General features: G+C 39.1%; 18 protein-coding genes and 1 tRNA gene. 6 read left to right on the forward strand and 13 right to left on the reverse strand.

Annotation, left to right across the window (positions count from 1 at the left end; all coding sequences use genetic code 11):
- Positions 1-134: 134 nt before the first annotated feature.
- Positions 135-1283: an MFS transporter gene (locus ACJJVZ_RS18490; protein WP_138584541.1), complete on the forward strand. Its 1149-nt coding sequence runs from the start codon at positions 135-137 to the stop codon at positions 1281-1283.
- On the opposite strand, the gene ACJJVZ_RS18495 is transcribed toward ACJJVZ_RS18490, so the two are convergent.
- Both ACJJVZ_RS18495 and ACJJVZ_RS18500 read right to left on the reverse strand, forming a co-directional pair.
- Positions 1250-1750 carry a prolyl-tRNA synthetase associated domain-containing protein gene (locus ACJJVZ_RS18495; RefSeq protein WP_138584542.1) on the reverse strand — a complete coding sequence of 167 codons (501 nt, stop codon included), beginning with the start codon at positions 1748-1750 and terminating at the stop codon, positions 1250-1252. The two genes, ACJJVZ_RS18490 and ACJJVZ_RS18495, sit on opposite strands and share 34 nt — an antisense overlap.
- 1 nt (position 1751) lies before the next feature.
- The gene (locus ACJJVZ_RS18500; RefSeq protein WP_077536795.1) at positions 1752-2147 is read right to left on the reverse strand and encodes a hypothetical protein; all 396 of its coding nucleotides are present in this window, start codon (positions 2145-2147) and stop codon (positions 1752-1754) included.
- Positions 2148-2311: 164 nt separating this feature from the next.
- Between ACJJVZ_RS18500 and ACJJVZ_RS18505 the strand changes: the two genes are divergently transcribed.
- The 4 genes from ACJJVZ_RS18505 (at position 2312) to ACJJVZ_RS18520 (ending at position 9554) form a co-directional block, all read left to right on the forward strand.
- Positions 2312-2387, forward strand: a tRNA-Ala gene (locus ACJJVZ_RS18505).
- Between the two features lie 159 nt (positions 2388-2546).
- Complete coding sequence (locus ACJJVZ_RS18510) at positions 2547-3809, forward strand: PotD/PotF family extracellular solute-binding protein (protein WP_405602591.1); 1263 nt, start codon at positions 2547-2549, stop codon at positions 3807-3809.
- Positions 3809-7021: an ATP-binding protein gene (locus ACJJVZ_RS18515; RefSeq protein ID WP_405602594.1), complete on the forward strand. Its 3213-nt coding sequence runs from the start codon at positions 3809-3811 to the stop codon at positions 7019-7021. The genes ACJJVZ_RS18510 and ACJJVZ_RS18515 overlap by 1 nt, the downstream gene beginning before the upstream one ends.
- Before the next feature lie 331 nt (positions 7022-7352).
- Positions 7353-9554, forward strand: coding sequence for an EAL domain-containing protein (locus ACJJVZ_RS18520; protein WP_405602706.1), 2202 nt, complete (start codon positions 7353-7355; stop codon positions 9552-9554).
- A 229-nt stretch (positions 9555-9783) separates the two neighbouring features.
- Here ACJJVZ_RS18520 and ACJJVZ_RS18525 read toward each other — a convergent pair whose 3' ends face one another.
- Together ACJJVZ_RS18525 and proB are read right to left on the reverse strand one after the other, a co-directional pair.
- The gene (locus tag ACJJVZ_RS18525; protein WP_405602595.1) at positions 9784-11031 is read right to left on the reverse strand and encodes a glutamate-5-semialdehyde dehydrogenase; all 1248 of its coding nucleotides are present in this window, start codon (positions 11029-11031) and stop codon (positions 9784-9786) included.
- Positions 11028-12134, reverse strand: coding sequence for a glutamate 5-kinase (gene proB / locus ACJJVZ_RS18530; protein ID WP_405602598.1), 1107 nt, complete (start codon positions 12132-12134; stop codon positions 11028-11030). Before proB ends, ACJJVZ_RS18525 begins: the two co-directional genes overlap by 4 nt.
- An 861-nt stretch (positions 12135-12995) precedes the next feature.
- Between proB and ACJJVZ_RS18535 the strand changes: the two genes are divergently transcribed.
- Entirely contained in the window at positions 12996-14843 is a 1848-nt protein-coding gene (locus tag ACJJVZ_RS18535) for a cation:proton antiporter (RefSeq protein WP_405602601.1), read from the forward strand.
- Between the two features lie 70 nt (positions 14844-14913).
- On the opposite strand, the gene ACJJVZ_RS18540 is transcribed toward ACJJVZ_RS18535, so the two are convergent.
- The 9 genes from ACJJVZ_RS18540 to ACJJVZ_RS18580 all read right to left on the reverse strand — a co-directional run bounded on the left by ACJJVZ_RS18540 (position 14914) and on the right by ACJJVZ_RS18580 (position 25149).
- Entirely contained in the window at positions 14914-15552 is a 639-nt protein-coding gene (locus ACJJVZ_RS18540) for a tetratricopeptide repeat protein (RefSeq protein WP_405602604.1), read from the reverse strand.
- Between the two features lie 110 nt (positions 15553-15662).
- Positions 15663-16976, reverse strand: a complete 1314-nt coding sequence (locus ACJJVZ_RS18545) for an adenylosuccinate synthase (protein ID WP_077536787.1) — start codon at positions 16974-16976, stop codon at positions 15663-15665.
- Positions 16977-17190: 214 nt separating this feature from the next.
- On the reverse strand, positions 17191-18069 hold the full coding sequence (gene hflC, locus ACJJVZ_RS18550) for a protease modulator HflC (RefSeq protein ID WP_405602607.1): 879 nt from the start codon (positions 18067-18069) through the stop codon (positions 17191-17193).
- A gap of 5 nt (positions 18070-18074) precedes the next feature.
- Positions 18075-19244: an FtsH protease activity modulator HflK gene (gene hflK / locus ACJJVZ_RS18555; protein WP_182702965.1), complete on the reverse strand. Its 1170-nt coding sequence runs from the start codon at positions 19242-19244 to the stop codon at positions 18075-18077.
- Positions 19245-19344: 100 nt separating this feature from the next.
- The gene (gene hflX, locus ACJJVZ_RS18560) at positions 19345-20634 is read right to left on the reverse strand and encodes a ribosome rescue GTPase HflX (RefSeq protein WP_405602610.1); all 1290 of its coding nucleotides are present in this window, start codon (positions 20632-20634) and stop codon (positions 19345-19347) included.
- 16 nt (positions 20635-20650) lie between these two features.
- Positions 20651-20914, reverse strand: a complete 264-nt coding sequence (gene hfq, locus ACJJVZ_RS18565; protein WP_077536783.1) for an RNA chaperone Hfq — start codon at positions 20912-20914, stop codon at positions 20651-20653.
- Between the two features lie 79 nt (positions 20915-20993).
- The gene (gene miaA / locus ACJJVZ_RS18570; protein WP_193154972.1) at positions 20994-21911 is read right to left on the reverse strand and encodes a tRNA (adenosine(37)-N6)-dimethylallyltransferase MiaA; all 918 of its coding nucleotides are present in this window, start codon (positions 21909-21911) and stop codon (positions 20994-20996) included.
- Between the two features lie 10 nt (positions 21912-21921).
- On the reverse strand, positions 21922-23769 hold the full coding sequence (mutL, locus tag ACJJVZ_RS18575) for a DNA mismatch repair endonuclease MutL (protein ID WP_405602615.1): 1848 nt from the start codon (positions 23767-23769) through the stop codon (positions 21922-21924).
- A gap of 36 nt (positions 23770-23805) precedes the next feature.
- Positions 23806-25149 (reverse strand): N-acetylmuramoyl-L-alanine amidase, encoded by a 1344-nt coding sequence (locus ACJJVZ_RS18580; RefSeq protein ID WP_405602618.1) that lies wholly within the window; start codon positions 25147-25149, stop codon positions 23806-23808.
- Positions 25150-25155 lie beyond the last annotated feature (6 nt).

The raw sequence follows: 25155 nt of genomic DNA on the forward strand, positions 1-25155 counted from the left end.
GCTATCGACATTAATCTAGCAAACTAGTTAAAACAAACCATGATGTAGCGCAAAATTAGTGGTTTTAATTATCAATTAAAGGCAATTTTTAATACACTACTGTACAGTCAATAAGCAAATGTATAAGCCATATAATGCGTTTACCTCATCTACTCGTTTGCTCGGTATTTATCTTTTTTGTGCTTTATGCACCACAACCTCTACTCAGCCTTTTTGCGAACGAATTTAGTGTAGCCCCTGCAGTAGCCGGCAGCCTGATGACTGCAACTATGCTACCTTTAGCTATTGCACCGCTGGTTTATGGTGTACTTTTAGCAAAACATAACCCGCTGCTCATATTGCGTATTGCAATGGTTTTTTTAGGCCTAAGTTGTCTACTTTTCATTTATGTACCTAGCTTTGAGCTTTTATTGTTAGTTAGGTTTTTGCAAGGCTTAACACTTCCTGCGGCTTTAACTGCAATGACTAGCTATATAGGTATGAGCTATCGCGCTGATGCACTTCAAAAAAATATGACCCTTTATATAGGTAGCAGTATTATTGGGGGTTACTTTGGCCGCGTACTTGCCGCTTTGTTTAGCGATTTATGGCATTGGCAGAGCTTTTATTATGTTATAGCCTTTATGCTTATTTTTTTAGCTTTAACAATTAAACACTCTCGCTTTACAAATCCATCAACAAAGTCACAGCTTTTACCACTAGATTACATTAAACAACTAAAAGAAGGCGCTGTACTTAAAGTATATGGTGCCGTTTTTTGTATGTTTTTTTGCTTTGCCGCACTACTTAATTATTTACCATTTATATTGCAAAATACGTTTTTAATCACAAATACTCGCGATATTGGCTTGGTTTACAGTGGTTACCTAGTTGGTGCCCTCGCCTCTATTGCTGCGCCTTGGTTACTTAAAAAAGCCCCTTCAGCTTGGCACCTTTTAGCCGCTGTATTTAGCTTTTATAGTGTGAGTATTATTTTATTAATGAGCCACCAGCTTAGCTTGTTTTTAATCGCATTCACTTTATTTTGTGGGGCAATGTTTGTAATTCACTCAACCGCAGCGCCGCTTGTTAATAAAATAAGCAAAGCGCCACCTAGTGTAACCAATGGCGGATATGTATCGTTTTATTACAGTGGTGGCGCATTGGGTTCGTTATTACCCGGTGTGGTGTACCAACATTATGGGCAAACAGCGTTTATGCTTACTCTACTTACTGTTTGCTTATGTGGTTTATCGTTAATTGTGTGGGCCTATCTTGAGGGCAAAAATACAACGCGAGGCTGATGCTTTGTGTGATTAAAAAATATTTCTAAATCTGATTTATTAAGCAACCACGTTTGGGTGTTTTCAAACGGATGACAATGAAACAAATCTCCATGCCAAATATCTTGATCAACCCATAAGCTCACTTGATTTTGCTTATCATTTAAAAGTGCCAACATTGAGACACACCCAGGTGTCACTTTTAAAAACCTTGCTAGTCGTTCACTTGATGCAAATCCTAAACGCGAAAGGCCCTGTTGCTTTGAAAGTGTTTTTAAATCCAGCTGCTTGTTATGCGCTGTAATCACTAAAAAATGTTGCTTACCTTCGTTATCACGTAAAAATAAATTTTTCAGTCGCGTACCAGGCCGCTTAACCATAAACTCATCAGCCGCTAAGCTTGTGTGTAACGGCGGGTGCTCGATTACATCATAGGCAATATGTAAGTGCGCTAGAATCGTCGCTAACATTGTTTTATCTGCTAGCATATTACAAACAACGCCCTCTGAGCAGTACGCTTAAGTCTCGCCACAATACTTCGCTTACTTCGTGTTTATTATCACAATACTGACGCATTTTTAGCTCTTGGTTTAATAACTTAACAGCTTGATCCTCTAACTCTAGCTTTAAAACACTCGACTCTTCAAAATGTTCTTGCTCAATATATTTTTTAATTTCACTACGGCTTGGTCTATTATTCGGGCCACGATCGAGTTCAAAGTTATCGCGGTGTTTTGCTTTTACCGAAACCACATAAGCAAACAACTTATTCCCTTGATCATCCTGTTTTTCGTGAAACTGTTTATTATTTATTTCAAAAGATGGTTCATTGCTTGAAACACAACCGGCGAGTAAAACCATGAACATTAGCGCGCATTTTTTCATTATTTTTATCGTTTTAGTTTTAAATTAAGCCAAGTCTATCAAAAATTGACGTAAACAGTAAAAATAGTAAAAAAATACTTGACCAAATTTATAAAAAAACTTAAAGTTCGTCCCGCTTGAAACTCAGCAGTCAAGCTTTTATGTAATACATAAAATAGGAATGTGGGGCTATAGCTCAGCTGGGAGAGCGCCTGCCTTGCACGCAGGAGGTCAGCAGTTCGATCCTGCTTAGCTCCACCACTTTCCTACCCTTTCTATAATATTCAAACTACCTATATTTTATAGCATAATCCATTAAACTTTATCCTACTCTCATTTATAATTCGCCTATTTTAACTTGAGTCTTTACAAGTTCTTAGCTATACATAATGTCATATGCATTAAGACTTTAGGCTTGAAATGGATACCCCCAAGCGCTCAACACTAAAAAAACTTGCAACTCTAGGATTAGCAGCCGGTGTAATTACACATGCTCCTTATGTTTTTGCTCGCAAAAAAATAACATTAAGAGTGCTTGGTACTCATGTAACTTTGCAAGAGGCTATTCGCAAACAAGCAATGAGTGACTTAGGTATTGATATACAGTTTTCCCCTGCTGGCAGTGCTGCTGTCTTGCAAAAAGCCTCTATGGATCCCAGCTCATTCGATTTATATGAGCAGTGGTCTAACAGTATTAATATACTGTGGAATGCAGGCTCCATTCAGCCTATAGAAAAAAAACGACTGACTCACTTTGATGAAATAAACCCACTGACCAAAACTGGACGCCTAACGCCCAATGCGAATATTGGTGCTGGGGATGCGCCTTATAAATTATTAAATGTGCAAGCAGATGGAACATTAAGCCCACAGGAAAGCGACCACATCAGCTTTTTACCCTATGTACATAATGTTGACTCTTTTGGCTATAACACACAATTCATAAAACCTGGCATTGCTTACGAAACAGAAAGTTGGAGTTGGCTACTAGACAGTACCAATAAAGGCAAAGTAGCCATTGTAAATGCGCCCGCTATTGGCTTATTCGATCTTGCATTAGCAGCTCAAAGCAAAGGGCTTATTACCTTTGACAATATAGGCGCGATGACTCGAGCTGAGCTAGATAAGCTATTTAGTATTTTACTTGATTTTAAACGCCAAGGTCATTTTAGTGGTTATTGGAACTCAGTTCCCGAGTCCGTCGAGTTTATGAAAAGTGAACGAGTACACATAGAAAGCATGTTTTCACCAGCTGTCTCAACGCTAAATGGGCAAGGTGTAAATGTACGTTTTGCAGCGCCAAAAGAAGGCTATAGAGGCTGGCATGGCGTTATGTGCTTATCATCACAAACACAAGATAGTGTAAAAGATGCAGCTTACGATTATATGAATTGGTGGTTATCTGGTTGGCCCGGCGCTTTTATTGCTCGCCAAGGCTATTATATTAGTAATCCTCAACGTTCAAAACCCTTACTGTCGCCTCATGAGTGGGATTACTGGTACGACGGTAAAGCTGCAAAAGCTAATTTATTAGATACCAATGGAAAAATAGCAGTAAAAATGGGAGAACAACGCAATGGCGGCAGTTACCTTAAACGTTTTAGCAATGTTGCGGTATGGAATACAGTGATGCCAACATACGACTATAGTTTACAAAAATGGTATGAGTTGATTAGTCGCTAATGAAAATGCATTCAATAAAATCAAAAATAGTTTTAGCTGCATGCCTCCTTACTAGCTTATTACTTTTACAAAGCTACTTATTTAATTACTCACAAAAATCGTTACTTAACACGCAAAAAATACAACACAGTGCCCTCATGCAAAGTGAAAACGTCACTGACTTAGAAAATGATGTAGTGTCGCTCCAAGGCCAAGCTATTGCCTATGTGAACCATGCGAATGAAAACACCATAGAAAAATTTAATTTTTATTTAAAAAAAGCCAATCTTAGTTTAAGTAAGTTAAACATGAATGCCTCATCACACACCTCATCATATCAAGAAGAGCTAAAGCGCTTAAAAGAGTACCTCAATAACTATCAGGAAACATTTAGCCAAGTTGTTATTAATAGAACAAAGCGTGAGCAGCTCTACATAACACAATTTAAACAACCTATTGCAGAGCTAAAAGCACACATTATTAGCTTAGACACTTCAACAAAAAATGAAAAAAAAGCATTTTATACAAATATTTTACTCACCATAAGTAATTTGGAACATGCAACAGTCAGTTATCTTTATAAGCCAAATTTTGATAACGCACAAAATGTTAAGCAAAACCTTGAGCATTTGCACCTTAAATTATCCAGCATATCAAAAGAAAGTAACTCACTTATAAGTCATACCACTCAATTAAAAAAAGCATATAATCAGCTTGTATTACTCACACGTAGCTATACTTTTTCTATTAATGTTGTACTAACGGGTATTGAAAATGAACTGCTTTACTTAGCTAATCAAATTAAAGATGCAGAAAAAAGCAAATTAGATGAAGCTGAAAAATCACTCAGTTCACACTTAATCACCAATGCCGAGCAAGCAAACTTATTGGCCGTGTTAATTACCGTTATTCTCATTGTGGTGAGCTATTTTATTTTTAATAAAGTTATTAAGCCCATCACCCAGCTTACCGCTTTGCTAAATGATATGAATAACGAAAAACCGGTCATTCTAGATTATGAAAGCAATAACCAAAGTGAAATAGCCTCAGCCATAAAGGCGGCGAATGCGTTATATACCAAAAATAAACAAACGAAAGAGCTGCTCATCGAAACTCAAGGCTTGAACATACAGATGGAAGCCATGAATAAAGAACTCACTATTGCCATAACACAAGCTGAAAAAGCCAATCAAATAAAAGGCGATTTTGTTGCAAACATGAGCCATGAACTGCGTACTCCGATGAATGGAGTTTTAGGCATGTTACAGCTACTTAAAGATAGTTCCCTCCCTACAAAGCAACAACATTATGCCGACAAGGCCTTTTCTAGTGCGCACAATTTACTTCATATTTTGAATAATATTTTAGACTTTTCTAAACTTGACTCAGAAGAAGTAAAAATAGAAAGTATTCCATTCACACTCGACTCCATTGTTAATAACACCGCTAATTTATTTCAAGATACAGCGAACCAAAAAGGCTTAGCACTCGAATTTAATTTACATGCAGACCCTCATTTAGAACTAATTGGTGATCCTTTCTACTTAAACCAAATAATAAATAACTGTGTTGGGAATGCGATAAAGTTTACCGACCACGGGAAAATACAACTTATTATAGAAACTATTTCTCAGCAAAAAAACATTATAAATCTACGATTTTGCATTAAGGATACTGGAGTCGGAATAAAGCAGGAGCAACTTGAAAAAGTGTTTAATTCTTTTTATCAGGGTGATGCTTCAACCACCCGTAAATACGGTGGTACAGGGCTTGGTTTAACAATAAGTCAGCAGTTTGCAAAAGTACTTGGCGGATATATACAAGTCAGAAGCGAGATGAATAAAGGCAGTGAGTTTTATTTTACTTTGCCATTTACATTACCACCTCAGCATAAATCAAAAAAACGCGCTTTATTAATTGCCCCTAAAAAAGAACAAGTAACCAAGCTGATAACATTGTTAAGCGATATAAATATAACCCCTGAAACAACTAAAGAGCCACTACGCGCACTTGCTAAAATATCTCAACCTAACTCGCCCTTTGATATTGTTATTTTATCATTAACCCAGGATGAAGCAAAAAGCAGTATTATTTTACATAAACTAATTGAGAACAGTCAGGCATTTGAACACGCTCTAAAAATAATTGTGATCATTACTGATACAGAGCAGCCTACTCTACAAGAGATACATAAAGATGTGCATGTTATAGCTAAACACTACAATGATTCTGATATTTTAAAGTTACTTGCTCCACAAAAAACGATAACAATCGCTAAAAATAAAACTTTCAATAAATTTAAAGGCTGCAAAGCATTAATAGTTGATGACAACCCATTAAACGTTGAAATTACAACCGCCATGCTGAAAAAGCTAGAGGTGGATAGTGTTGCTGCACTAAATGGACTAGAAGCGATTGAATGCATAAAAAAAGAGACATTCAACATTATTCTTATGGATATCCAAATGCCTGTGATGGACGGTATTTCAGCCACAAAAAAATTAAGAGAAAGCGGCGAAACACTACCAATAATAGCATTAACAGCGGCGGTATTACCTGAAGATGAAAAAGCAGCTATAACAGCTGGTATGAATGACTTTTTAGCAAAACCACTTATTTTTGATACATTTTATGAGGTTATAAATAAACACCTATCAACAAATAAAGAGCAATCGCTTATCAATGTTTCGTTAGCGCTTAAAAATTTGGAGGGCAATGAACGTTTATTTAATAAACTGCTTATACAATTTTCTACTGATTACGAGGACTTTATAACAAAGTGCCAAGAATTTTTAGACGCTAATAACAATATAGATCTGGTGCGTCATATTCATACAATAAAAGGCCTAGCAGGAACTTTAGGATTAGAAAACCTAGAACACAACGCTAAAAAAATTGAATCACAGATTAAAAATAAAGACGTTATTTCATTTGCACAATTTAGTAAGCAACTCGCTATTACTTTTCAAGCGATAGACCAATACCTATTAACCCAACAAATTCATAGTGATAATAGTTTGGATACCAATGCGGCTCTAAATGATGTAATAGAAGAGATATATGAATTAGCTATTAATGCCAAGCCTATTCCTAACAGCTTACTGAGCAATTTAGACAACTTACCATTTAAGCCACCTCACCCTATTCTTGGCCTTAAATCAGCTATTAATCACTTTAACTATCAATTAGTAATAGAGCTAATAACCAAGTTTAGAGAGAGGGATTTAAACTAGGGCGTGTTGATCTTTGTGGATTGAAATTTGTTCAATCTAGGGGCGATTTAATCGCGGCGCGAGGTTTGTAACCTAGTGGGCTAAGTAAAAACCGAGCAACAAAGAGTTAATCGTCCCTAGAAAGAACCCAAAGGGCAGCGCATGTTTGCCATTTATGCTGCGTTATCGCCTATTTATGGGGAACAACCACACATCACAGGCTCTGCCTTGCCTAAATACCAAACAGTCTGCTGCAAAATCAATCACGAAAGGTCAACACGCCCTAGCCAATAACAAAGAACTAAGCTAAATTATATAGTAATTATCATCAAAAGGATTGAGTGTGCATTCGATGTACTTGGCAAAAAAAACAACTGAGTCTGATAGCAGTAAGCACAAACCTTTAGTACTTATTGTTGATGATGAACCCAATAACCTTCATGTTTTGGTAGAGGGGTTACTTACCGATTACGACATCAGAGTATCTACCAGCGGTGAACAAGCTTTAGCTTTTGTAGAATCTACTCGCCCCGATTTGATCCTACTTGATATTATGATGCCAGGCATGGATGGATACGAAGTATGTAAAACACTAAAATCGAGACAAAGTACTAAAGGTATCCCTGTTATTTTTGTTTCAGCACTTACAACCGAGGACTCTGAAGAGTATGGTTTTGAGCTAGGCGCTATTGATTATATCCATAAGCCTTACAAGCTTGCGTTAGTCAGGGCAAGGGTTCGCACCCATATCACATCACAAGGGATGCTTGATAGACTCATCGAAAAAAACTTTGACTTACACGATAAACTACTTGAGATAGAAGCACTTGCTCTTGAGTTAAGCAAGCGAGAAGAAGAATTAAAGCTGCTATCTTCAAAGCAAAAGTTATTTTACCAAGCTCTTACAGGCACTGCAGATGGCGTTGTTATAACTGATTCACTAGGCAGTATTATCGCTGTTAATCCTTCTTTTTGCCGCATTACAGGGTTTACTGAAACAGAAGCTCTCAACACGCAATTGCATGAACTAAAGCAAAATAATCAACTAGGCGTTAGCTTTAGTGATGTATGGCAGCATGCTAATAAGGCCGGTTATTGGAGTGGGGAGCTTGTTACGAGACGAAAAAATGGTGAACTATACCCTGAGCTATTAACGCTTAGTATGGTAAAGAGCGAACAAGACACTAAAGTTCATTTCATTGCTGTTTTTAGCGATATTTCAAGTTTAAAAATAACACAGGAACGCATTGACTATCTTACATGGCATGATGAGCTAACAGCGTTACCAAATAGAAATGGCTTTTTAAAGCAGTTAGAGCAACAACTACAAAATTGCTCTTTAAATAATAACTATGCTTATATTTATATTATAGATATTGACAGCTTTCGCTCCATCAACGATGGACTAGGCTTGTTAGCAGGCGATAAAGTTTTAAAAGAACTTGCAAAGCGCATTCACAATAAGCTTGGTAAAAAAGATGTTATAGCACGTTTAGGTAGTGATGGGTTTTCAGCGCTGAGCAGTGTTGAGAAAGGTGTTGGTCGCCTAAGAACTCAAGAAATAGCTGAGCATAAGGCCCAAAAATTATTAAGTGCGATTAATGAGCCTTTTATAATTGACGGCCAAAAAATCAGTATTACCATAAGCATCGGCACGTATATTTTTCCTCGTGAAGACAAATGGGAAAGTGCAATTGAAACCATAAGAAACTGCGAAGCCGCCTGTTATAAAGCGAAAGAGAAAGGCGGAAACCGCGTTACTTTTTTTGATAATTCGTTTGGTGAGCAAGCTAAACGCCGATTTGAAATTGAACAAGATTTACGCAAAGCTATTTCACAAAATGAGTTTACCCTTTATGTACAATCACAATTTAATAGTCAGCAAATACTAAAAGGCGGTGAGGTATTATTGCGTTGGATCCATCCTCAGAAAGGGTTTATTAGCCCAGCGGAGTTTATTCCTATTGCTGAAGAGTCAGACATCATTTATGACCTAGATTGTTGGGTACTTAAAAATGCTTTATCGTTGATTAAAAAGTTAGATAAACGCCATGCAGCACTAAGTGTATCTGTAAATATTAGTGGTCGACATTTCCATGAACCGCGTTTTTTATCGCTATTAAAAACGCAACTAGATAGCTACAAGATACAGCCGAACCAATTAACAATAGAAATCATTGAAGGCACGCTGTTAAATAATATTGAATCAGCAATCGAAGCGGTGCAATTATTAAAAAACCTAGGTGTGCGTGTATCAATAGATGATTTTGGCACTGGTTATTCTAGTCTTACTTATCTAAAACAGTTACCGATCCAAGAATTAAAAATAGATAGATCATTCGTTTTTGATGCACCGAAGGATAATAACGATAAATTAATTATTGATATGATAGTCAGTTTAGGAAAGTTATTTCAACTAGATGTTGTGGCTGAAGGGGTGGAAAATCAATCTCACTTTGATTTATTACAAGAGTATCCTCAAGTTATCCTGCAGGGTTATCATTTACATAAGCCAGAACCTGCAAGCGAATGGCTTAAAAAAATAAATAACTAACGGTGTTGCGAGTCATTTCGAAGCTAAAACAATAAAGCCGAGCTATGCTCGGCTTTATTGTTTTATATAGTTAACCTGAACTCTACTTAAGAGATTTACTAACGTATTAAATCATGGTGATATTTAAATTTATTTTCTCTAGCCGGAGGTTTTCAGTAAATTCAACGTAGTTAGCGCTGAAAATAGCTGCTTAAGATAGATTTATTATCCAGGATTCAGGCTAGTTAGCTTATTCGCGGACTTGGCCTTCACCATTCACTAAGTACTTTTCAGTAGTAAGTGATTCAAGACCCATAGGACCATATGCGTGAAGCTTAGATGTTGCTATACCAATCTCTGCACCTAAACCTAACTGTGAACCATCAGAGAAGCGTGAAGAAGCATTAACCATAACAACAGAAGCATCTACACTGCGTTGAAATAACTCTGCCGCTGTTTGATTTTTAGTACAAATAACCTCTGTATGGTTTGAGCCAAATTGTGCAATATGCTCAACTGCGGCTGTAAAATTAGGCACCACGCGGATGGCAATCTCTAAATCTAAATACTCTTCACCAAATTCATCGTCCGCTAGCACGGTTGCATTATCAAAATATTTGGCCGCAAAGCTGTCAGCATTTACTTTCACGCCTTCTTGTCGCAATACTACTGCGCACAGATTTAAAAACTCATCGGCAACATCTTGGTGAACAACCAAGCCCTCTAGTGCATTACAAACACCAGTACGCTGCGTTTTGCCATTAAGTAGTAAGTTAAGCGCAACTTCTAGGTCTGCATCTTTATCTACGTAAAGATGACAAACACCTTTGTAGTGCTGAATTACAGGAATCGTACTATTTTCAGTAACAAAGTTGATTAAGCCTTCGCCGCCACGTGGAATGATTAAATCAATGCTTTCACGTTGCTGCATTAATTCCATTAATAGTGCGCGATCTGGATCTGGAATCACTGAAATAAGTGATACTGGTAAGTTATGCTTTTCAAGTACGCTGTGCATCACACTTGCGATAGCTTGCGAACTTTTAAGTGCTTCTTTACCGCCACGTAAAATTACGCCGTTACCTGATTTAAAACAAAGTGCACCCGCATCGGCCGTTACATTTGGGCGGGCTTCATAAATCATACATACAACACCAAGAGGTACACGCATTTTACGAATTTTGATACCATTTGGACGCTCAGTAATGTCGCGTAACTGCCCAACAGGATCATCAAGGCTAACAATAACTTCAATACCTTCTGCCATTGCTTCTATACGCTCATCGTTTAGCGTTAAACGGTCAATCATTGAAGCTGCTAAGTTATTGTCGCGTGCTGCGCTTAAATCGCTTTCGTTTTCTTTAATTATAAAGTCTTTTTGCTCTCTTAGTGCCGCTGCCATTTCAACTAATACTTTGTTTTTAGTCTCGGTATCGAGTAAAGCAAGTGTATGTGCAGCTTTAGCTGCTTGACGTGAAATGTCCGTAATTAAACTCATGATTTCTCCAATAGTGCGATATGTTTTTCAGATATAACTGGTCCAATTGAATCCTGCATTTTATCGCTGAATTCACTCTGTTCGTTGTCTGCAATAAAGTTTAATAAGCAGCTACTATAGTTCGCGGTCGCCTTTGCTAAGCGCGTGCCGTCCTCACTACGGACTAAAATAGTGTCACCGATAGCAAATTCACCATGCACTTCAACTATCTCATCACCGCGAATACATCCGGTTTCACCTTCAAGCGATTCATCGAACGACCCGTCGACAACAACTTCACCTTGCTCGTTTGCTGTGTGCGTCATCCAATGTACCGAATCTTGCATTGGTTTTTCGTAAGGCAGAAAGATAGTGCCAGGGTTTTCGCCCGCGAGTAGCCGAGTAAACGTTTCTTCTTTAAACCCATTAATAATGTAGGTTGCTATGCCGTGTGATGTTGCTTTTTCAGCCGCTTCTATTTTAGTTTTCATACCACCTGTGCCTACAGCACTTGTAGCACATCCTGCCATAGCATAAATAGATTCATCAATTGATTTTATTTCAGGTAATAAAGTGGCGTCTTGGTGTAAGTTAGGGTTTTTATCGTATAACCCATCAACGTCCGAAAAGATTAGTAGCGCATCGGCATCGGCAGCGGCAGCAACCATTGCAGATAAATTATCATTGTCACCCACTTTAAGATCGTCTGTCGTTACAGCGTCGTTTTCATTAATGATTGGTAATATACCGTGCTCAAGTAAAGTAAATACTGTTTCTCGAATACTTTGGTAGCGTTCATGGTCTCGTAAATCACCATGCGTTAATAACAATTGCGCTGATGGAAAATCGAAAAAGCGATCCCACATAGCTATCATTTCTGTTTGACCTGCCGCCGCCATTGCTTTTTTCATGACAACCGAGCGAGGCTTATCCGATGGGAATAAGTGTGAGCCAGCAGCTACCGAGCCAGAAGAAACCAAGATCACTTCAATACCACGGGCACGACAACGAACGATAAACTGTGCGATGGTTAATATATAACGTGAACGGCAACCATCTTGATCTGGTGCGATTAAAGCGCTGCCTACTTTAAGTACAATGCGTCGCCAATTTAACTTTTGCATAAATGCTCAACTTTCCATTTTATATGTGCCCACTATTGGTGAGCTAAAACTAAGTAGCTAGGTACAAAACATAGCTTCGGATTTATTTATCATTCACAACGCTTTTAAACACACACAAGTAGGCAAAATCTAAAACATTGTTTTAAATTTAAGCTCAGAAATAAAATAGATACAGCTCAGTTTATGAGTTGTACTAGTAAGAAAGTTTAAAAAGTGTTGTTTATGCATCGCTGTAAAAAGCTGTGTGTGGCTTTTTTATTAACAACATACATAGAGCCTCTAGAGTCTGATACACCAACAGATAGGGTGAAGACTTAAGGACCGAGATTTAATCGCCACGATGGGGATTAAATATTGCAAGGTAATAGTTCAACTCAAACCTTTTTTTGTTTAATTGAATAAACAAATTTGTTTAGCAAAACCATACCAAATAGTTCGGTAAATGATATTTTAACGCTCAATTACTAATTAAGCATTTAAAACAGGATTATACATAACGAATATGAGCATAAGATTAACACCCAATTATTTAATCCTGCAATCTTAATTAGATAACTAATAATTCGAACTCGAAGTATAATACGCTATATTACGCACTGAGATCAAGGCTAAAATTCAAACAAGTCTATTATGCATTGCTATCTAAACAGTTATTTAATATATAAATCAATTAGATAGATAGGCCTGCTAGGGGTTTATAAGGTATTCACCCTTAATCACTGTAATTAAAACCGACTAATTTTTTATAAGCAGCTAAAATTGATTAGTAATATTTTAATTTCCCGTGTATACCCCTGTATTAATAATTAACAAAAGTTATACTTTTAAAATATATCGTCTCAAATAAGGAATTCTTAATCTATGTCAGCAATTTACATAGCCGGTATCGCACTCTGCTCTGTGCTTGCCCAATGGGTCGCGTGGGCTTTTAGAGTACCCGCTATCCTCTTTTTATTGCTTACTGGTCTTTTACTTGGACCATTTAGTGGTGTTTTAGATCCTGATGCACTTTTAGGTGATTTACTCTTTCCGGTTGTATCACTAAGCGTTGCAATAATTTTATTTGAGGGATCACTCACCCTGCATTTTAGGGAGCTAAAAGGTATTGGCAAAGTGGTAAGAAACCTTTGCTCAATTGGCATGCTAGTTACTTGTATTATTATAAGCCTAAGTGCTTATTGGCTGCTTGAGCTTAATTGGCGCGTAGCAGCAGTGCTAGGTGCTGTACTCGTTGTAACAGGTCCTACCGTTATAGCACCACTGCTAAATTCAATGCGACCAACACAGGATATAGACCGAATACTTCGCTGGGAGGGTATTGTAATTGACCCAATTGGTGCATTATTTGCGGTATTAGTATTTGAAGCCGTCATGCTCGTAGGCCAGGGAGAAGTACTTAGTCATACTATTATCGCTCTAATTAAAACACTGGGTGTTGGTTTAAGTATTGGTGTTGCTGCTGGCTGGCTAACAACACTGTTAATGCGACGCGAATGGCTCCCATTTGAGCTACATAAATTTGGTATTTTAGCACTAGTGCTTGTTAGCTTTTCGATATCAAACTATTTAAGTCATGAATCTGGCCTATTAGCAGTGACTGTATTTGGCATTTGGCTTGCCAATCAAGATGATTTAGAAATTGATTCCGTCCTTGAGTTTAAAGAAGACTTATCGATGATTTTAATTTCAACATTATTTATTCTACTTGCAGCTCGGTTGCAGCTTTCTGATTTAATGATGCTCGACAGCGATGTATTTATATTTTTAGCGATAGTGCTTTTTGTTGCTCGCCCATTGTGTATTGCTATTTCTACCTATGGCACTGAGCTGCCAATGAAGTCTCGCTTAGTGCTTGCTTGGATAGCCCCTAGAGGTATTGTTGCCGCTGCTGTGGGGTCTGTATTCGCACTAAGTATGATGGAGGCTGGCGTTGCTGATGCTGAAAAAATGGTGCCACTCATATTTACAGTGATCATTATTACCGTTGTACTACAGAGCTTAACCGCTATTCCTGTTGCTAAGTTATTGGGTGTACGTCAACCGTCACCAAATACTATATTAATTATTGGTGCCAACCATGTCTCACGTGCAATCGGCCGTGGTCTACAAGAGCAAAATATTCCGGTTCACCTTTCAGATCCAGCATGGGAGAACTGCAGAATGGCTCGTATGGATGGCCTAGCTTGTTATTACGGTAATCCACAATCAGAACATGCTGAGCGCTATTTGCCACTAACAACGATTCGAAGCGTATTAGCGTTATCCCCTAATCGCCATCATAACGCGTTAGGTGTTCAATACTTTTCTCACTTACTTAATGAAAAAAATGTATTTTCGCTACGCTCATCAACGTCGCACGCAAAAGCAAATAAAGATAGCGCAACATTTTTATCTAGACAAATACTGTTTGGGGATGAAGGTTCATATGCACGTTTGAGTAGTATTATTGCCAAAGGTGGTAAAGTGAGCGCAACGCGTATCTCTGATGAGTTTAGCTGGGAGCAATATTTAGAAATGAACCCAGAAGCTATCCCTTTATTTATTCTTAAAGGTGATAAAGATAGCGACGAAGATACACCTATTAAGCTAAGACCTTTTACTATTAACATGGAAAAACCGCCGCAAGAAGGCGAGCGTGTTGTTGCATTACAGCCGCCTAAAATGTCGGTTTTAAAAGACCCGCAAATAAAGGTTAAAGAAGAAAGTTAAACACTTCTACTACCTGTAAAAACTCAAAAACCCTAACTTAAGAAGTTAGGGTTTTGTTTTTTAAGGGCCATTAAATAGGAAGACGAGCTCTCGCAACCACACTATCTGGCATTTTTTGCGCTAACTTAGTCAATGCTAGCTCAATTTTTTTATGAGTCGCTTTATCCGCCACCATAGAATTAAATAGCCAGCGGTATGCATCTTCAAAATCACGCGGGCTGCCATAGCCATCATTAAATAATTTAACTAAACGTAGTTGTGCTTTTAGATTGCCTTGCGACGATGCTTCACGCAAATACGTAATTGCCATTGCTTTATCTTGCTGAACTAAACGCCCAGTGTCGTAGTAACGCCCTAACTGCTCTAGCGCTGCCGCTAAGCCTTGCTCAGCAGCTTTTCGCATGTAATAGACACCTAACTCTACGTTTCGGTCAACACATACGTTATAAGCCAGCATATCGCCATACAAAAACTGATAAGACGGCAATGCCATTTTATTGGCTCGTGCCTCTATATCTTGCACTAGCTGGCAATCATCTGCCTTAACGCGAGCTAAATGTGTATTTTTATTGATCAACGCAATTAGCTCTGGCTCTGTGTATAAAGGCACTGCGGCGGACGTTTCTTCTGCTAAGCCATTGGGTATTATCAATAAAGACAGCGAGATTAACAAAAACGTTAATACGCAATTATGAGAAAATAAACGCATGTTCACCACTTATAAAAATAAACTTATTAAATAATATACAAAGATCGTTCCAAGGTGAATTTTAGGCATAAAAAAAGCTGCACTAGGCAGCTTCTTTTGGCTAATAGTAATTACACAAACGGGTTGCGAAGTACCATAGTTTCTACGCGATCTGGACCTGTAGAAATAATATCAATTGGAACACCAGTAATTTCTTCAATACGCTTGATGTAGTCAATCGCAGCTTTAGGTAAGCCTTCAAGTGTAGTTACACCAACTGTGTTCTCTGACCAACCTGGCATTTCTTCGTATACTGGCGTTACTTTATCGTAACCTTCAGCTGCTAATGGCGTTACGTTAGTAACTGTGCCATCTTCAAGCTTGTAACCAGTACAGATTTTAAGTGTTTCTAAACCATCTAAAACATCAAGCTTAGTTAAACAAAAACCTGAGATACTGTTGATTTGAACCGCACGACGCATAGCGACTGCATCTAACCAACCAGTACGACGAAGTCGACCTGTTGTTGCGCCAAATTCATGACCTTTATCGCCTAAGTGCTTACCTACTGGATCTTGTTTATCAAGACCATCGTAAAGCTCTGTAGGGAAAGGGCCTGAACCAACACGTGTCGTGTACGCTTTAATAATACCTAAAACGTAATCAAGGTTTAAAGGGCCAAAACCAGCACCAGTAGCAACGCCACCAGCGGTAGTGTTTGAAGATGTTACATAAGGGTAAGTACCATGATCGATATCAAGTAATGTACCTTGTGCACCTTCAAATAAAATATTTTCGCCTGCTAAACGCGTTTGATCTAAAAGCTCAGTTACATCGACAACCATTGCTTTTAAGATATCAGCAACAGCCATTGCATCATCAAACGTTTTTTGGAAATCTACAGCGTCTACTTTGTAGTAGTTAACTAAAGTGAAGTTATGGTATTCAAGAACTTCTTTTAATTTAGCTGCAAATAATTCAGGATTAAATAAATCGCCTACACGTAAACCACGGCGCGCAACTTTATCTTCGTACGCAGGACCGATACCACGACCAGTTGTACCAATTGGTTTATCACCGCGTGCAGTTTCACGGGCTACATCTAATGCAACATGGAAAGGCAAGATTAGCGGACATGCTTCGCTTATAAGAAGACGCTCGCGTACTGGTACGCCACGTTCTTCAAGCATGCCAATTTCTCTCATTAGCGCTTCTGGCGATAAAACTACACCATTACCAATCACACATTTAACATTGTCACGTAATACACCCGATGGAATAAGGTGTAGAACCGTCTTTTCACCTTCGATAACTAAAGTATGACCCGCATTGTGGCCACCTTGATAACGAACTACTAAAGATGCTTTGTCTGTAAGGAGATCAACTACCTTACCCTTTCCTTCGTCACCCCATTGGGTGCCTAATACAACAACGTTTTTACCCATCGTAAATTCACTTAGAGAAAATTAGGACGAGATTTTACCAGAAAACTAAAGTAAAGATCACCCCTGTTCAGCTTATTTTTTCTGCGTACAATTGTTATATCCAAATATCATCATATAACCACATGAATAACAGTGATTTAAAGCATCAAATTACATTCAACAAAAAGCCCCACAAATGTAGGGCTTTTTAATTTTTTAATAATTAGCGTAAAACTTATTGAGCTTTTGCGCCTTTCATATACTGGAAGAAGTCGCTATCTGGTGAAAGCACCATAACGTCTTGCTTATTTTTAAACGTCTTTTTGTAAGCTTCAAGCGAACGTACAAAACTGAAGAACTCAGGGTCTTTATTATACGCATTAGCGTAAATACCTGCGGCATCAGCATCACCTTGGCCTCGAACAGAACGTGCATTACGCTCTGCATCAGCAAGCATTACTGTTACGCGACGGTCAACACCAGCACGAATGGTCTCAGCTTTTTCTTGACCTTCAGAACGATGCTCTTTAGCAACCGCAGTACGCTCAGCGCGCATGCGTTGGTAAATAGAGCTACTTACTTCTTGTGGTAGGTTGATTTGCTTAACACGTACGTCTAATACTTCAATACCAAGTTCACGCGCACTTTCAGAAGCTTGTACTAACGCTTCTTCCATCAATTCGCTACGCTCACCCGATACAATTTCACGAATTGTACGTGTACCAAAGTTTGTACGAAGACCATTATTTACTTTTTGTTTAAGTAGCGTTTCAGCGTATTGCTTATCGCCACGTGCACGTAAGTAAAAAGCGCTAAAGTCGTTAACACGCCATTTTACAAACGAATCAACAATTAAGTCTTTTTTCTCACTGGTAACAAAGCGGTCAGGTGCCCCATCTAATGTTTGAATACGTGCATCAATGCGACGTACTTGACTAAAAAATGGCACTTTCAAATGCAGGCCTGGGCCATAAACAACCGCTTGATCGTCGTTGTCTTTTTGTACTTTGCTGAACAACATTACAATTGCTTTTTGTCCTTCAGGTACAACAAATACCGCTGAGAAAGACAAAACAATGGCAGCTAATAGTATTACTAAACTAAAGTTTTTCATTATGATTATCTCCCATCATTGAAGCGATCATTGTTAAAGCGGTCATTACCACTATTAACAGAGCTATTGCGTGACGTATTTACTTTATTTCGTAAATCTTGAATATCACTTGAGCTTGGTAGTGCAACACGTGTTGACGTTCCTTGCTTGTCCATGATTTTATCAAGAGGTAAATAAATCATATTATTGCCGCCTTTCACATCAACCAATACTTTAGAGCTGCTACCTAACACTTCTTCCATTGCATCAATGTATAAGCGCTCACGGGTAACTTCTTTAGCCGCTTGATATTCAGGTAATAGCTTTTCAAAGCGAGCTACCTCACCTTGTGCTTCGAGTGTAATACGCTCTTGGTAACCTTCAGCTTCTTGGGTCATACGTGTTACTTGACCACGAGCACGTGGTTCAATTTCACGGGCATAGGCTTCTGCTTCACGGATGAAACGCTCTTCATCTTCTTGTGCCGCAATCGCGTCATCAAATGCATCTTTAACTTCAGTCGGCGGACGAGAATCTTTAAAGTTCACGTCAGTCACTATTAAGCCTAAGTTATACGGTTCAATAATTTTATTAAGCTCATCCCAAGTGCTTTGACGAACAACTTCACGTCCATTAGTCAATACTTGGTCCATTTTTGCATGACCAACTACATAACGCAGCGCACTGTCTAGCGCTTCTTCTAAACTACTGTCAGCATTGGTTACGCTAAATAGGTAAAGATATGGGTCAATAACACGATATTGAACCTGAAACTCAACGCTTACCACGTTTTCGTCTTCGGTTAACATAAAACCAGAAGCTGATAATGAACGAACTGCTTCAATATCGACTGGAGTTACTGTTTCAATAAAGGTCATTTTCCAGCGCAGACCAGGATCCGCAATTCGGTCATATTTACCAAACTGAAGAACCACACCACGCTCGGCTTCTTTAACCGTGTAAATACCACTTAACGCCCATACAATAACGGCGATAATGAGTATGAATGAAATACCGGCTCCGCCAAGTCCACCACTGCTACCATTGCCGGATTTTTTCCCGCCAAATAAGCCGCCGAACTTGTTACTAAACTTACGGAACACCTCGTCTAAATCAGGTGGGCCTTGATCACGTCCGCCTTTATTATTCCACGGATCTTTATCATTGCCATTATTACCCGGTTCATTCCAGGCCATAGCTATACTCCATTGTTATCTAAATAAATTAGGAAATTGTGTTAAATCTAACAAATCTACCGCGTTTCTCATACTAAAACCGACATTAAAACGCCAATTTTTAATTACGGCTGATAAAACCAGCAATTTCAGGACCAAATTCTTTAATTAAACGATTCCATTCAACCATTGGCATTCTAACATCTAGCAGCCAATTCCCTTGCTCATCAAATCGCTCTTCATGTACTGCGTTTAAACTAAATAATGTAGCCCTTAGACGACCATACAATGGCGTAAGAAATAAGGTTTCGTTAAACATCTTCTTAGCGAGCAGCTCGCTAATAGCCTCGCTCAGTAATTCACACCCTTCACCAGTTTGAGCGCTAAGCCATACCCTTATAGGTTGGCCTTCGTCGTCTCGATCAATACGTGGGCTTACGTTATCCAGCGCATCAATTTTATTATAAATTAATAGCTGTGGTACTTCATCGGCTTCAATTTCTTTGAGCACCGATTGTACTTGTTCAATATTTTCTTGAAGACGAGAGTCTGCCGCGTCAATCACATGTAGTTGCAAGTCAGCTTCACGAGTTTCAGTAAGTGTTGCTTTAAAAGCAGCGACTAAATCGTGCGGCAAATGACGAATAAAGCCTACTGTATCAGCTAAAATAACGGGGCCAACATCTCCTAACTCAAGCTTACGTAGGGTCGGATCGAGCGTTGCAAATAACTGATCGGCTGCGTACACGTCTGAGTTTGTAATTCGATTGAATAACGTTGATTTACCCGCATTAGTGTATCCCACTAACGATACGGTAGGTATTTCATTACGTGTACGAGCTCGCCTACCCTGTTCACGTTGTACTGCCACTTTGGCTAAACGCGCACGAATATTTTGAATGCGCGCGCGCAATAAACGTCTATCAGTTTCGAGCTGAGTTTCCCCAGGTCCACGTAAACCAATCCCGCCTTTTTGGCGTTCAAGGTGGGTCCAGCCTCGAATTAATCGAGTCGACATATGACGAAGTTGTGCTAACTCTACCTGCAGCTTACCTTCATGGGTACGTGCACGTTGGGCAAAAATATCAAGAATTAGTGTCGTTCTATCAAGGACACGGCACTCACAAACACGCTCTAAATTACGTTCTTGTGACGGTCTAAGTTGATGATTAAAAATAACGACATCTGCATTGTGGATTTTTACAATTTCAGCTATTTCTTCTGCTTTACCGGTACCGACGAATAGTTTCGGATGTGGTGCTTGACGGCTGCCTTGCACAACCGCCAAACTACTAACACCAGCAGAAGATACCAACATCTCTAATTCATGAAGATCTTCACGATCTCCTTCTTTAGGTAAGTCGATATGGACTAAAATTGCCTGCTCGCCGGATTCATAGCGGTCAAACAAATATTACGCTCCTAATTTAAACATTTCCAGCTTCTGGCTCTTCTGAGTTGTCATCCCCTAACACACCTTGGAAGTTGACTGCACGAGCAGGGACAACGGTTGAAATTGCATGTTTATACACCATTTGATTTACAGTGTTTTCAAGTAAAATAACAAATTGATCAAATGACTGAATTTTACCTTGTAATTTTATGCCATTAACCAAAAAGATTGATACTGGAATGCGCTCACGACGTAGTGCATTCAAAAATGGGTCTTGTAACGATTGGCCTTTTGCCATGTTATTATTCCTTCGTTCTAGGTGTTATTATAATTAAGTGGCTGAACTTATTTAACAAAGCTAAATAATTCAACTACTACTAGCTTAGCGAACTTACTACACGATGCAAGTTTTCTTCATCGCCTGTTGTTAACCAAGTTACATCAGGCCAGCTTCTCAACCAAGTTAATTGACGCTTAGCCAATTGACGTGTAGCTGCGATACCGCGAAAAAGCATTTCATCATGGTCAATTTCACCCGCAAGGTAATCCCACATTTGTCTATAACCTACACAACGAATAGAAGGCATATTGGGGTGCAAATCCTTACGTAGATATAGGGTCGAAACTTCATTTTCAAACCCCTGTTCTATCATTATTTTAAACCTTTCTTCAATTCGAGCATGTAACTCACTGCGCTCTTGCGGTGCAATAGCAAACTGATGAAAAGTATAAGGTAAAGCAGGCTGTTTTTGCTTTTGCAATTCAGTCATTGTTTTACCTGTTATACGGTAAACCTCTAAAGCGCGATTAATTCTTTGTGAATCATTTTCACTCATTTTCTGAGCGGCTTGTGGATCAATTTTTACCAGCTCTTGATACAAGTGCGGCCAACCATATTGCTTAGCCTGTGCTTCAAGCTCTGCTCTTATTAGTGGATCAGCTTCTGGAAGTGGCGATAAACCGTCGACCAGTGCCTTAAAGTACATCATCGTACCTCCAACCAATACAGGTACTTTACCCTGTTGGTGAAATTCATCAATTTTTTTTATTGCATCACGCCTAAAATCAGCCACAGAATACGTTTCGCTCGGATCAAGTAAGTCAATTAAATGATGTGGTGCGCGAGCAAGTTCTTCGGCATCTGGTTTAGCGGTGCCGATATCCATACTCTTATACACTAACGCTGAATCAACGCTGATTATTTCTGTATTTAAATGTTCACACAGCGAAATTGCCAACGCCGTTTTTCCAGCAGCGGTTGGACCCATTAAAAATATGACTGGTAAATGACTCAACACGAATACCTTAATCTAATTGCGTTAAATAGTGATTTAGCTCTATTTTAACTGCTTTTTGACGTAAACGTTCAATAGTTTGCGGATTATTTTGTAAGCGCAGCTGCTGCGTTAAAAATGCATTGCTTGCATAAAAACGAGTTGGCACGCATTTCAGTTGCCACTCCAACCAGTTATCTATATTTTCAAGCTCTGCTTTGCATGCATTAAGCAGCTCATCTACCGCTGTACTTACATCGAGTAAATATAAGCACGCAGGCAATTTTTTAACCATTACAAATTGTTTTTCTATTACGAGCTCAAAACCAAGTAAAGTAAACCATGATTGCTGCGCTTCTATCACCAAGCAATCCTCTTTTGGTAAATTGACTCGCACAGGTAACAACAAGGCTTTTCCTTCCAAGTTACCAAGCTCTTTAATTTGATTATGCCAATCATCCACTAACGCATATTTAAAATGTGAGCAATACAATTGCTGCCCAGCACTGAATACACATACACCGTCATGAACACTGATAATTGAAACAACCTTTAAAACATTATGCGCAGACTCTAACTGCTGCGGTGTTACGGGTATGTTTGCTACGTTGTCAAAATGCGCCGCATGTTGCTCACTAACACCTTGATAAAACGCATTTACATCATGATGACTTGTGCTTGGTGTCGCACGATATGCGCCACTATGGGCGCCACGGCTAGCTCCTGGTGACGACTTATCAACCCCCCTAGAGTGAGCTGGTTGTAATTGCGATTTAGGGTAATCAAATACCCCTTCGGCCTCCACATTATTCGAGCAGCTATGCGTCGCCTCTATAAACGCAGGTGCAGCCTCATTCTCAGCGCTTGCTGGTTCATTGGTAAACTCACCTTGCAGTGGCACTACGACCTGCTTAATGGCCTGTAGTATAAAGTCATGTATTAAGCGCCCTTGATGAAAACGTACTTCATGCTTAGCTGGATGAACATTTACATCAACCTGTCGCGGGTCAATATCAATATAAATAACAAATCCAGGTAATTCTTGAGTACCACTTACCTCTTCGAATGCTTGGCGGATCGCATGTAAAATAAGCTTGTCGCGCATCATACGATTATTTACATAAGTGTACTGAGTGGTATTTGCTGAGCCTACTGGCAGCACCCAGCCATGCAGTTGTAAACCGCCCTCACCTGATTGAATATGTAACCCTTGCTCTACAAATGCCTTGCCGGCAACTTGTGCCACACGTGAGATTGCTTGTGTTGGGTCTGTTTTAGCGCGGTACTGCCTAACTACCTTTTCGTTATGAGTCAGTGTAATCGATACATCAAAACGGCTAAGAGCAATACGCTTTATAAGTTCATCAATATGACTAAATTCTGTTTTTTCAGTGCGTAAAAATTTGCGGCGTGCTGGAGTATTAAAAAATAAATCTTTTACCTCAATAGTTGTCCCATCGGGATGCGCAACTGGCTTTACCTGCACTGCCATATCGCGACCTTCTGCAAAGGCTTGCCAAGCCGTTTCTTGCACTTTAGGTTTTGAACTAAGCGTTAAGCGCGATACCGAGCTAATTGAGGCAAGCGCTTCTCCTCTAAAGCCAAGAGAGCAAATATTTTCAAGATCATCGAGTGATTTTAATTTACTGGTTGCATGACGAGACAGCGCAAGTGTTAGTTCATCTTTACTAATACCAGAACCATTATCGCGAATACGAATAAGCTTATGACCGCCGCGCTCTATATCTATCTGAATACGTGTAGCGCCAGCATCTAAACTATTTTCGACAAGCTCTTTTACTACCGACGCAGGGCGTTCAACCACTTCACCGGCGGCAATTTGGTTAGCCAAACGCGCGGGTAATATTTCAATATTCATAAGATTTCCTAGCAAACATTACGCTGACAATAAGGTCTAACTTTGCGGTATATCAAGCTCTTGCCCAATAAATAAAGTATTAGAGGTTAGTTTGTTAACTTGCTTTAATTTACTGACTGTAATGCCATAGCGACTTGCCAACATACTTAAAGACTCCCCTGGGCGCACTTTATGCTTAGTCGGATACTGCGACCTTAATTTGGCAAATAAAGAATCATCAGGTGGATTTTTTAAATAGTAAGTTTTAATCGCAGTAAATATCGCTTTAGCTAAACGCTCTTGATGATTCGCACTTTTAAGAAGTTTTTCTTCTCGTGGGTTAGATATAAACCCTGTTTCCACCAAAATAGAAGGAATATCTGGCGATTTTAATACTGAAAAGCTCGCATGTTGTGGATCTTTTTTGTGCAGTTTCGCCACTTTGCGTAACTCTTTTACCATGACTTCAGCCACGCTCAAACCTGTTTTCATTGAGTGATCCATCGACATATCAAGCAATGCTTGCGCTAAGTACTTTTCGTTAGCCGCGTCTTTCATCACATCGGCCGCACCACCTAATAGCTCTGAATGTTTTTCTTGATCCTCAATCCACTTACCAACTTCTGAGTTTGCTCGCCTGAGCGACAATACCCACACGGAGGCACCATTTGGACCTGGGCTTGAAAATGCATCTGCATGAATAGAAACAAAAAAGTCGGCTTTTTTCTCACGAGCTCGATTTGTACGCGTATTGAGCTTTACAAAATAGTCGCCGCTTCGGACCATGCGCGAAATCATTCCTTGCTCAGAATCAATCATACGTTCTAAGCGTTTAGCGATTTGTAGTGTGACCGTTTTTTCGTACGTGCCTGATGGACCGATGGAGCCAGGATCTTCGCCACCATGACCTGCGTCAATCGCAATAACAATATCGCGCTCTTGGCTTAATTGGCGATTTTTAGCCGCTGTTTGTGCTGGTGATACAACAGTTTTTGCTTGGCTCTTATTATATAAATCAACAACGAGTCTATTTTTATAAGGACCTGTAGGTGCTAAAGCAAACACAACAGGTTTTACTGGTGCGTTTAATTCAAAAACTAACCGGACACTTTGTTTATTTTTTGGTTTTGAGTAGCGTAACTTACTTACTATTTGGTGTTTTGGGGGGACACTTGGCAGTATTTTTAACTCGTTGGTGTTTTCTAAATCCACCACCAAACGACTAGGATTTTTTAGCATAAAATAACTAAAATCGGGCTTGTCATTTAAATCAAACACCACACGCGTACTATCTGGAGATGGCCATACACGTACGCTATTAATAGTATTTTTCGCCCACAGCGGCAGGCTTATAGTAATAACCATAAGGTAAATAAAGAGTTTAACTACAGCTCGACTCATTTGATA

It is taken from the genome of Pseudoalteromonas sp. Ld19, from assembly GCF_045064135.1.
GTDB classification, from domain to species: domain Bacteria; phylum Pseudomonadota; class Gammaproteobacteria; order Enterobacterales; family Alteromonadaceae; genus Pseudoalteromonas; species Pseudoalteromonas aliena.